This is a genomic window from Paenibacillus antri (genome assembly GCF_005765165.1).
Lineage (GTDB): Bacteria > Bacillota > Bacilli > Paenibacillales > YIM-B00363 > Paenibacillus_AE > Paenibacillus_AE antri.
The window spans coordinates 443,749-450,816 of the sequence record NZ_VCIW01000003.1; the positions used below are offsets into that span (position 1 = coordinate 443,749).

The following is a 7,068-nucleotide window of genomic DNA, read 5'->3' on the forward strand; positions in this document are numbered from 1 at the left end:
ATGGAACATCGCCGATGCGTGAACGCGGCGATCCTCGGATTCGCCCACGGGCACGTCAACGGGTACATCGAGGAATGGAGAAGGAACGAAGACTATGGGATTCGAGTCGCAACGGGCTGGGATCATGATCGGACGCGGCTCGCGCAAGCCGCTGAGGCGCACGGGTTGGAAGCTTGCACGGACGTCGAAGCGCTGCTGGCTAGACCCGACGTGCACGCCGTCGTCATCGCCTCCGAGACGTCGCTGCATGCGGAGCTCGTCGTCCAGGCGGCCGCCGCCGGCAAGGCGATCGTGCTGCAGAAGCCGATGGCGCTGACGTCGGCCGAAGCGGACATGATGGTGGAAGCGGTGAAGCGGTACGGCGTGCCGTTTACGATGGCGTGGCAGATGCGGGTCGACCCGCAAAACGCGAAGATGAAAGCGCTTCTTGACGAAGGCCGGCTCGGTCGCGCGTTCACGGTTCGGCGCCGGCACGGCTTAAGCGTCGGGCTGCAGCCCGCGTTCGCCGATTCGTGGCACGTCGACCCGAAGCTCAACCGCGACATCTGGGCGGACGACGCCTCGCATCCGGTCGACTTCTTGTTATGGCTCCTGGGCGAGCCGGAGAGCGTCACGGCGGAAATCGAGTCGCTGCATCACCCCCGCATTCCGATGGACAACGGCGTCGCCTTGTTCCGGTACCCGGGCGGCCCGCTCGCCGAGGTGAACTGCTCGTTCACGTGCGCGGCGGCCGAGAACACGACGGAGATCGTCTGCGAGAAGGGGACGATCGTACAAAACTTCGGCGACGCGGTCAGCTGCAACGTACCTAGAGCGCCGGGCGCGCCGGGCCTCCGATGGTATTCGACGGAGGAAGGGCGCTGGATCGACAGCGGCATCGAGACGCCGGAGACGCACTTCGCCCGCATTCGGGCGCTCGCGGAGCCGCTCGCGGCGTTCCTGCGAGGCGAACGCGGCCCGATCGCGACGGCGGAGGAAGGGCGTACCGCGCTTCGCATGGTGCTCGCGACGTACGTTTCGGCGCGCGAGGGACGCCGGGTGAGGCTCGACGACGCAGCGATCGAGAGCGTGTAGGGATCATCCATTTTCTGAATATAAACAAGGAGGTGAACGCTTTCGCGACCGCTGCGACGCGCAGCGTCTCGAAAGCGACTCGATGGCATTGAAAATCGGCATCGTAGGCATGGGCGGCATCGGCAACAATCACGCCGCCTGCTACCAGAAGGACGAATTGGCGGATCTCGTCGCCGTGTGCGACGTCGTGAAGGCGAAGGCGGACGCGGCCGCGGAGAAGTTCGGCGTGAAGGCGTACTACAGCCTGCAGACCATGCTCGAGAGCGAGCCGGATTTGCAAATCGTCGACGTCACGACCGGCGGCATCGACAACGGCAGCTGGCACTTCGAGCCGGCGATGGAGGCGATTCTCGCGGGCAAGCACGTGCTGGTCGAGAAGCCGTTGGCGCACGACATCGAGGAAGGGCGGCAGCTGTACGCCGCGGCGGAAAAGATGAAGGTATATCTCGGCTGCAACCTGAACCATTACTTCACTCCGCCGGCCGAGAAGGCGATGCAATACGTGAACGAGGGCGGCGTCGGGGAGCTCGTTTACTGTTTGATGAAGATGGGCTTCAACGGCGGCGAAGCGGGATATGCGGCCGCGGGCTCGCCGAAGATCAAAGATCATCCATACTTCCATATGAAAGCGTTCCTCACGCATCCGTTCAGCGTCATGCGCCACTTCTGCGGCGACATTACGCATATCCAAACGTTCTCCGATCGTCCGGGCTTCCGCCGGAACGCGGGCGACGTGATGGTGTCGATCAACAGCATCCACGTCAAATTCGCGAACGGCGGCGTCGGCTACCTGCTCAGCCAGCGCGGCGACGCGGTGTACGGCCTCGGCGGCTGGTGGAGCTTCGAGATGGCGGGCTCGAAAGGCACGTTCGCTATTGAAAACTGCGTCGAGAAGGTGTCTTATTGGAAAGCGGAAAAGGGCATCCCCGCCATCAGCGTCCAACCGGAGCCGGAGGTGACGAACTACGGCACGAACGACTTCGGCACGACGTTCGGCAACCGGCTGCACGCGTTCCTCGAGGACGTCTCGAACGGCGTGCCGCGCGAGCAGCTGCGGGCGAACGGACGGGACGCGTTGGCGGTGCTGGAGTATACGTTCGCGGTCATCGAATCGTACGAACGCGGCGGCGAGCTCGTCCGTCCGCGGCGGCTGCCGCCGCTGCACGGCGATCCGCTGACGATGCTGTGATCGGGAATACCCATTTTCCACGAAGGAGTGATACGTAACGATGATACGATTAGGCGTCAATTCGGTGTTGTTTAAAGAATTCGACTTCAGGACGGCCGCACGGTCGATCGCGCGCGCCGGCTACGACGGCGTCGAGCTCGCGGCGATCCAAGGCATGTGCGAGCATCTCGATCTGTCCCGTTGGCAGGAACAGAGGGACGAACTGCTGCGAATCGCGGAGGAGAACGGCCTCTCGCTGCTCTCCATGGAAGTGGCGACGCTGAACGAGGAACGCTTGACGACGGCGCTGGAAGCGGCGGCCGGTCTCGGCATCCCGGTCGTGAACGTCGGCCCGGGCGGCAAGTCGGGCGTCGAAGAGGATGTAGCGGCGTCGATCGCCCAGCTCGCGAAGATGTCGCGCAAGGCCGAGGCGCTCGGCGTCACGCTTTGCGTCAAGGCGCATGTCGGCAACGCGATCTACAATACGCCGACGACGTTACGCGCGATGGCCGAGATCGATTCGCCCGCCTTCGGCATCGATATGGACCCGAGCCATATTCACCGCTCCGGGGAAAACGCCGAAGAAGCGCTCCCCGCCGTCCTCAGCCGCGTGAAGCATATTCACATCCGCGATTGCCAAGGCAGGGCGCAAGGACCCGGCCCGATCGAGCTGCAGGCGTGCGGCCGCGGCGACATCGACTTGTTCGGCTATTGCAAGGCGATGGTGGACGGCGGCTACGACGGACCGGTCGTACTGGAGGTCATCGGCGCGAAGCCGGAGCATTCGCTCGCGGACGTTGCGACCGTCGCGGCTGAATCGTACGGGTACTTGAACGCATGTCTGAAGCAGTTGAACGCGAGATAAGGAGGAACGAGCGAATGGCGAAGAAGCAACCGAACGTGATCGTATTCGGCATCGACAGCCTGCGCCGCGATCATATGAGCTCTTATGGATACGGAAAATTAACGACGCCTTATCTCGATGCGTTCGCGAAGGAAGGGACGTTGTTCGAGGCGCACTTCAGCCCGAGCATCCCGACGACGCCGGCGTACGCGTCGATGCTGACCGGCATGGATATGTTCGGAACGGACGTCGTGGCGCTGCGTCATAAAGGTCCGCTCGGCGGGCATGTGCGCACGTTGGCCGAGATGCTCGGCGACGCCGGTTACAACACGACCTGCCTCGGCTTTACCGGCAATCCGTCCTCGCGCGGATTCCAGACGTATTTGAACTACGAGTCCTGGCTGCCGGACGACACCGGGCGCACGCCGAAGGCGCAGCTGCTGAACGACGTCGCGATTCCGGAGTTGGAGCGATTGGCGGCGGACGAGAAGCCGTTCTTCCTGTTCATGAGACATATGGACCCGCACTCTCCGTATTTGCCGCCGAAGCCGTACGACCGCATGTTCTACGGCGCGAACGAGAAGGATCCGTCCAACCGTTCCATGGAGCCGGTGTACGCGTTCAAGCCGTTCGCCGACTTCTTGAAGTCTTGGATTCCGGAAGGCGTCACGGACCACGAATACGTCAGCGCCCAATACGACGGAGCCGTTGCGTATATGGACGCCTGCATCCAAGCGATCTTCGCGAAGATCGAGGCGCTCGGCATCATCGATGAGACGCTCGTCGTCATTACGTCCGACCACGGCGAGACGCTCTACGAGCATGATTGCTTCTTCGATCATCACGGCTTATACGATTGCACGCTGGTCGTGCCGCTCATCATCAAGTTTCCGGGACGCGTGCCGGCCGGCAAGCGGGTCGCGGACGTCTCGCTCATCCAAGACATTACGCCGACGATCGTGCAGCTGCTCGGCCTCGAGCCGCCGTACGCGTTCGACGGCCGCAGCCTCGTGCCGGCGATGTACGGCGAGAAGAGCGAGAAGGTGAGCGAATTTTATATCACCGAGTGCACCTGGATGCGCAAGCATGGGTGGCGGACGCCGGAGTGGAAGCTCATTCGCGCGCTGGAGCCCGACTTCCATGGCAAGCCGGAGGTAGAGCTGTACAACCTGATTCGGGACCCGGAGGAAAACGAAAACGTCGCCGACCGCGAGCCCGACGTCGTCGCTTATCTCGAGCAGCGCATGCTGGCGCATATCGCGAAGCGGGAATCGGAGACAGGCCGAACGAATCCGATCTATACCAATACAGATTGGAGCGGCACCGGGAAGACGTTCCGCTCGTCGCAGGAAGCTTATGAATCGCTCTATATCGGCTCGATCTCCAACGCCCGCTCCCTGCAGGCGAAAGAGAAGGAAGCGCAAGCGAAATGACGGCGTCGGCGCGGACGAAGTCTCGAGGAGAGAGGGTGAATCACAGCATGAATACATCGCAAGCAAGCCCGGTGCTCTGGTTTACGGGATTGTCGGGCTCCGGCAAGACGACGACCGCCCGATGCGTCGAAGAGATGCTCCGGGAGCGCGGGGTTCGCGCCGAGCTGCTGGATGGCGACGAGCTGCGGGAAACGATCTGCAGAGGATTGGGGTTCTCGAGAGAGGACCGGTTGGAAAATATTCGTCGCATCGCGTACGTCGCGAAGCTACTGTCGCGCAACGGCGTCACCGTGCTCGTCTCGGCGATCACCCCGTATCGGGAGATGCGGGAATACGTTCGCGCCCATGTTCCGGGATACACCGAAATTTACGTCCGCTGCCCGCTCGACGAATGCGAGAAGCGGGACGTCAAGGGATTGTACGCTAAGGCGCGTCGCGGGGAAATCGCCGCGTTCACAGGCATCTCGGACCCGTACGAGGAGCCGACCGACGCGGATGTGGTCATCGACACGCGGTCGGGGGCGCTGGCAAGCAACGCCGCGGCGATCGTCGATTTGGTCGCGCCGCCGCTCCGAAGAGGTGGCGTCGGATGAAGATCGTCTTCGTGTCGCTCGATACGCTGCGCGCGTCCCGGCTCGGCTGCTACGGGTATTCGAAGCCGACGAGCCCGTATTTGGACCGTATCGCCTCCGAAGGGGTGTTATTCGAAAAGGCGTACGCCGCCGACATCCCGACGGAGGTCGCTCACACCGGCATCTTCAGCGGCAAGGTCGGGCTTCGTACGGGCATCGTCTCGCACGGCTCTTCCTTGACGAAGCTGCCGAAGTCGCGGGATTGGCTGCCTACGATGCTGCGCGGCGCGGGGTTTACGACCGCGGCGGTCGACAACTTGTATCAATTGAAGGAATGGTTCGCGCGCGGGTTCCGTTATTATATGAACAGCGTCGACGACCGCCGGCGCTGGATCGACGGACGGACCGTCAACGATATGGCGTTGCCTTGGTTGACGCAGCATAAAGACGAATCGCTCTTCTTGTTTCTTCATTATTGGGATGCGCATACGCCGTACTTGCCGCCCGAAGAGTACAAATCCATGTTTTACGAAAAGGGCAGGGATCCTTACGATCCTGCGAACCGGAGCATGGATGCCGCCTATAACCATCTGGCATACCCGTTCTTCAAACACCATCATTACGATCTAGTCGGTCCCGTTACGGATAGTGTCTACTACGACGCAATGTATGATGCTGAAATCCGGTATTTGGACGACCGGCTGCGGGAGCTCGACGAGCATCTGGATCGGCTCGGGATTCGGGAGGAGACGCTGCTCATCTTCTTCGGCGACCACGGCGAGAGCTTGACCGAGCATGACATCTATTGGGATCATTGCGGACTGTACGAGCCGACCGTGCATGTGCCGGTCATTATGCGTTGGCCGGGCGTCATTCCGCCGGGCCGGCGGGTGAGCGAGCTCGTGCAGCAGGTCGACCTGCTGCCGACCGTGCTTGCGGCCGTCCGGGACGCGTCGCCCGACGGCATCGACATCTCGTCGCTCGCGGAGCCGGAAGGGTTGGACGGCCGCAGTCTGTGGCCCGCCATTCGCGGCGAGACGGAGCGGACGCACGACGCCGTCTTCCTTAGCGAATGCGCTTGGCAGGCGGCACGCGGCATTCGCGACGATCGTTATAAGTATATCCGCACTTACGATTCGGGTCCTTTCGTTCGACCGCCCGCGGAGCTGTACGATTTAGAGGAAGACCCGGGGGAAACCCGCAATTTGATCGACGAGCGACCGGATGTGGCGGCGGCCATGCAGGAGCGGCTAAACCGTTGGGTGTATGGAATTCTCCAGGGCAAGCCGGATCCGATGCAGGAACAGTTGTCGGTCGCGGGGCTGCCGTTCCGCCGCCGGATCGAGGCGATTCTGGAGCATTCGGGATTGACATGGGACGATTGGCGGTCGGACCCGAGGCGCGAGCGGTTCGATCGGGTTTGCAAGTAAGAGGCATTCGTATAACGGCACCCAGGCCGCGAGGCTTAGGTGCCTACTTTGTTGTTGTAACAAAATACCATTTGCATCCTTAATAAAAAGCGAGTATAGTATATTCTTGTCGCCGCGAGATACGGGCGGCACGGTCGAATGACCCGAAGCGATGGAAAACATTGTCGCTTGCAGGCGAGCGATCGGCTGTGGTAGAGTATTTATCCGGCCGAGAGAAGCCGAGTAAGACAAGCTTGCTCCTTGAAAACTGAACATGAGCCGGAGTTTTTTCGCAGGCGAGGAACTCGCCGAGAAAAAATCTCCAAGCATATGCTTAAAGTAAGAAATGCTAGCTTGTAATGAGCGCAGTATATTGAACTACCCTTTTTGGAGAGTTTGATCCTGGCTCAGGACGAACGCTGGCGGCGTGCCTAATACATGCAAGTCGAGCGGAGTGTTCCCTTCGGGGTTCACTTAGCGGCGGACGGGTGAGTAACACGTAGGCAACCTGCCCATAAGACCGGGATAACTGGCGGAAACGCCTGCTAATACCGGATAATCGATTCGC

6 protein-coding genes and 1 rRNA gene are annotated in these 7,068 nt (G+C 61.4%); all 7 read left to right on the forward strand.

What is annotated here, in order from left to right; translation table 11 throughout:
* Positions 1–1,074: a Gfo/Idh/MocA family protein gene (locus FE782_RS07765; RefSeq protein WP_158299288.1), complete on the forward strand. Its 1,074-nt coding sequence runs from the start codon at positions 1–3 to the stop codon at positions 1,072–1,074.
* 82 nt (positions 1,075–1,156) lie between these two features.
* Complete coding sequence (locus FE782_RS07770) at positions 1,157–2,263, forward strand: Gfo/Idh/MocA family protein (protein ID WP_138193492.1); 1,107 nt, start codon at positions 1,157–1,159, stop codon at positions 2,261–2,263.
* A 40-nt stretch (positions 2,264–2,303) separates the two neighbouring features.
* Complete coding sequence (locus FE782_RS07775; protein ID WP_138193493.1) at positions 2,304–3,107, forward strand: sugar phosphate isomerase/epimerase family protein; 804 nt, start codon at positions 2,304–2,306, stop codon at positions 3,105–3,107.
* Between the two features lie 14 nt (positions 3,108–3,121).
* Positions 3,122–4,519, forward strand: coding sequence for a sulfatase family protein (locus FE782_RS07780; protein ID WP_138193494.1), 1,398 nt, complete (start codon positions 3,122–3,124; stop codon positions 4,517–4,519).
* A 47-nt stretch (positions 4,520–4,566) separates the two neighbouring features.
* Positions 4,567–5,112: an adenylyl-sulfate kinase gene (cysC, locus tag FE782_RS07785; protein WP_138193495.1), complete on the forward strand. Its 546-nt coding sequence runs from the start codon at positions 4,567–4,569 to the stop codon at positions 5,110–5,112.
* On the forward strand, positions 5,109–6,521 hold the full coding sequence (locus tag FE782_RS07790; protein WP_138193496.1) for a sulfatase family protein: 1,413 nt from the start codon (positions 5,109–5,111) through the stop codon (positions 6,519–6,521). The genes cysC and FE782_RS07790 overlap by 4 nt, the downstream gene beginning before the upstream one ends.
* A gap of 363 nt (positions 6,522–6,884) precedes the next feature.
* Positions 6,885–7,068 (forward strand): 16S ribosomal RNA (locus FE782_RS07795); the annotation flags it as partial.

Excerpts from the sequence above, each read along its gene's own strand:
- FE782_RS07790 (WP_138193496.1), top strand. The coding sequence starts at position 5,109 with ATGAAGATCGTCTTCGTGTCGCTCGATACGCTGCGCGCGTCCCGGCTC.
- cysC (WP_138193495.1), top strand. The coding sequence starts at position 4,567 with ATGAATACATCGCAAGCAAGCCCGGTGCTCTGGTTTACGGGATTGTCG.
- FE782_RS07775 (WP_138193493.1), top strand. The coding sequence starts at position 2,304 with ATGATACGATTAGGCGTCAATTCGGTGTTGTTTAAAGAATTCGACTTC.
- FE782_RS07770 (WP_138193492.1), top strand. The coding sequence starts at position 1,157 with ATGGCATTGAAAATCGGCATCGTAGGCATGGGCGGCATCGGCAACAAT.
- FE782_RS07780 (WP_138193494.1), top strand. The coding sequence starts at position 3,122 with ATGGCGAAGAAGCAACCGAACGTGATCGTATTCGGCATCGACAGCCTG.
- FE782_RS07765 (WP_158299288.1), top strand. The coding sequence starts at position 1 with ATGGAACATCGCCGATGCGTGAACGCGGCGATCCTCGGATTCGCCCAC.